The 2,764-nt window shown below is 50.6% G+C and carries 4 protein-coding genes; all 4 read left to right on the forward strand.

Annotated elements, in window-relative coordinates:
- Positions 1–3: 3 nt before the first annotated feature.
- On the forward strand, positions 4–243 hold the full coding sequence (locus ACTHS3_RS10345; RefSeq protein WP_003684241.1) for a Fis family transcriptional regulator: 240 nt from the start codon (positions 4–6) through the stop codon (positions 241–243).
- Positions 244–286: 43 nt separating this feature from the next.
- Positions 287–1,021 (forward strand): glutamine amidotransferase-related protein, encoded by a 735-nt coding sequence (locus ACTHS3_RS10350; protein WP_440367912.1) that lies wholly within the window; start codon positions 287–289, stop codon positions 1,019–1,021.
- 76 nt (positions 1,022–1,097) lie between these two features.
- Positions 1,098–1,973: a DMT family transporter gene (locus tag ACTHS3_RS10355; protein ID WP_440367913.1), complete on the forward strand. Its 876-nt coding sequence runs from the start codon at positions 1,098–1,100 to the stop codon at positions 1,971–1,973.
- A 65-nt stretch (positions 1,974–2,038) separates the two neighbouring features.
- A partial coding sequence (locus ACTHS3_RS10360) for a hypothetical protein (protein WP_440367914.1) occupies positions 2,039–2,764 on the forward strand: 726 nt, incomplete at its 3' end.

Here is a 2,764-nt window from a genome sequence, read left to right on the forward strand (position 1 = left end):
ACGATGAATCAAACGACGACTGACATTGCGCAATGTATTGAACAAAACTTACGACAATACTTCAAAGACTTGGATGGTACGGAACCTTGCGGCGTGTATGATATGGTATTGCATCAAGTGGAAAAGCCGATGCTTGCCTGCGTGATGGAGCAATGCGGCGGCAACCAGTCTAAAGCGGCCGTTATTTTGGGTTTGAACCGCAATACCCTGCGTAAAAAATTACAACAGCACGGTATGCTGTAATACGGCAGGGCAATCCGTCCTGACGGTCGAAGGAGAAATAACAATGCAAAATCCGAATAAATTAAATATCCATTTCATCCTGCACGAGGCATTTGAAGTGCCGGGCGCATATTTGAAATGGGCGCAATGGCGCGGACATAACATCAGTGCAACCAAAGTGTACGAATGTGAAGCCCTGCCTGACAATGTGGACGATATAGATTTTTTGATTGTGATGGGCGGGCCGCAATCGCCTGATGAAGACAGGCAGGCATTCCCGTATTACGACCCCCAATCCGAGCTGCGCCTGATGCGTCAGGCGATGGCGGCGGATAAATATATTGTCGGCGTGTGTTTGGGTGCGCAGCTTTTATCCGTTGCCTACGGCGCGCGCCACACGCGCAGCCCTGAGCGTGAAATCGGCATTTATCCGATTGAGCTGACGGCGGAAGGTTTGGCGGATGCCCATGTTTCCCTGTTGGGCAAAACCCTGAATACCGGCCATTGGCACGGCGATATGCCCGGTTTGACGGATGAGGCGGTTGTGTTGGCAACCAGCAAAGGCTGTCCGCGCCAGATTATCCGTTTTGCGCCCAAACATTATGCCTTCCAGGCTCATTTGGAGTTTGACCGTGAAGCCGTCGGGCTGCTGATTGCGGCGGACGGACGCGAAAATGTGGCCGAACAAAGCCAAGCCCAAACTTATGTCCAGCATCCGGATAAAATCGAAGCGGCGGATTTCAGTGAAATGAATGCCAAACTCTTCGACTTTTTGGATTCGCTGACGCAGACAAAATAAAAAAGGCCAACCCTCCAGGCCGTCTGAATAATAAATATAGAGAAGAAACGATTAACCCTTTTTAAAAGGTCGGACCATGTTCTATCAAATACTTGCCCTGCTGATTTGGGGCAGCTCTTTTATCGCTGCCAAGTATTCTTACGAGATGATCGACCCTGCGCTGATGGTTGAGGCACGGTTGTTGATTGCCGCGTTGATGGTGCTGCCGTCGTGCCGCCGTCATTTGGGAAGGATTCCGCGGAGCGAGTGGAAGCCGTTGTTATGGATTTCCTTTGTCAACTACGTTGTCGTTTTGATGCTTCAGTTTATCGGTTTGAAATACACGTCTGCTGCCAGCGCGATTACCATGGTTGGGCTGGAACCCTTGCTGGTGGTTTTTGTCGGTCATTTCTTTTTCAGCGACAAAGCGAAAATTTACCACTGGATTTGCGGCGCGGCGGCGTTTGCCGGCGTGGGCATGATGGTAATGGGCGGCGCGGAAGAGGGTGGTACGATTGATTGGTTCGGCTGTTTGCTGATTTTGCTTGCGGGATTGGGTTTTGCAGGCGTGATACGACCGAGCCAGCAGATGATTGCCCGCATCGGTGCGCCTGCATTTACCGCGGCTTCTATGGTGGTGGCGGCGGTGTTGTGTCTGCCGTTTTCGCTGGTGTTGGCAGACAGCTATCAAATCAATTGGTCGTGGGGCGGTACGCTGTCGATTTTGTATATGGGGATCGGTTGCAGCTGGCTTGCCTATCTGTTGTGGAACAAAGGCATGAACAAAGTCCCTGCCAACGTCTCCGGCCTGCTGATTTCGCTTGAGCCTGTCATTGGCGTTATCATGGCGGTGTTAATTTTGGGCGAACATTTAAGTGCTATGTCTGCGATGGGCATTACCGTCGTTATTGCGTCCACTTTTGTCGCCGGTATGTTGGCGCGTGTCAGCAACAAACGCAAAAAGGCCGTCTGAAAACGGTTTCAGACGGCCTGAAGTAAGCAGTACTTTTTTCAATAAAACATTTTGGGAAAATTTCTATGAAACACATTATCTCCCTGCTTTTGCTTGCCTGCCCTATTTTGACGTCGGCTGCACCCGATAACGACAAAGCCGCTGTACAGGCCGTCATTGCCAAGTATTACAACCGACCGCTTGCCGCGCACAAATGCCAGCTCGCCAAGCCGCCGAAAGACAGTGAGACAGCATCTGACAACATTATGTATTGCATGAAACCTGTTGCCGATCATACCGTAACGCGCAACGGCAAAGCCGCGCGCTATGTGTTGTACACAGGTTTTGCCTACGATATGGAACAAAAAGTAAAACAGGACGCTCATGTTTCTTCCGGTCTGGCAGAATTGTTTGTTTTGGAGAAAACAGACGGCAAGTGGGCAATCAAACAGCACGGAAAAGATAAAATCGGCGCATGGGGCGAGCCGCCGGAGAATAAGGAATGGAAGTTTGTTCAGGTGGGCGCACAAAACTGGGGCTATGTTGCCGAATCAAGTTATACAGGCCAAGGCGACACGACGACTTCGCAAAACTTCCTGTTTACCGATGATAGCAACCGAATCCGCAACAGCGTCATGATCAGCGGTAACGATAACGGCGCATATTTTGGCGATTGCGATGAATTGAAAGGGCGTGAAAAACGCCTCTGCAAAGACAGATATACCAGTCTGGAAGCCAAAATTGCTTTTGACAAAAGCCGTCCTGCCGTATCCGGCGTATGGGCGCTGACTGCAAAACTCAGCGGCGTATCA

The organism is Neisseria sp. P0009.S007, from assembly GCF_051962515.1.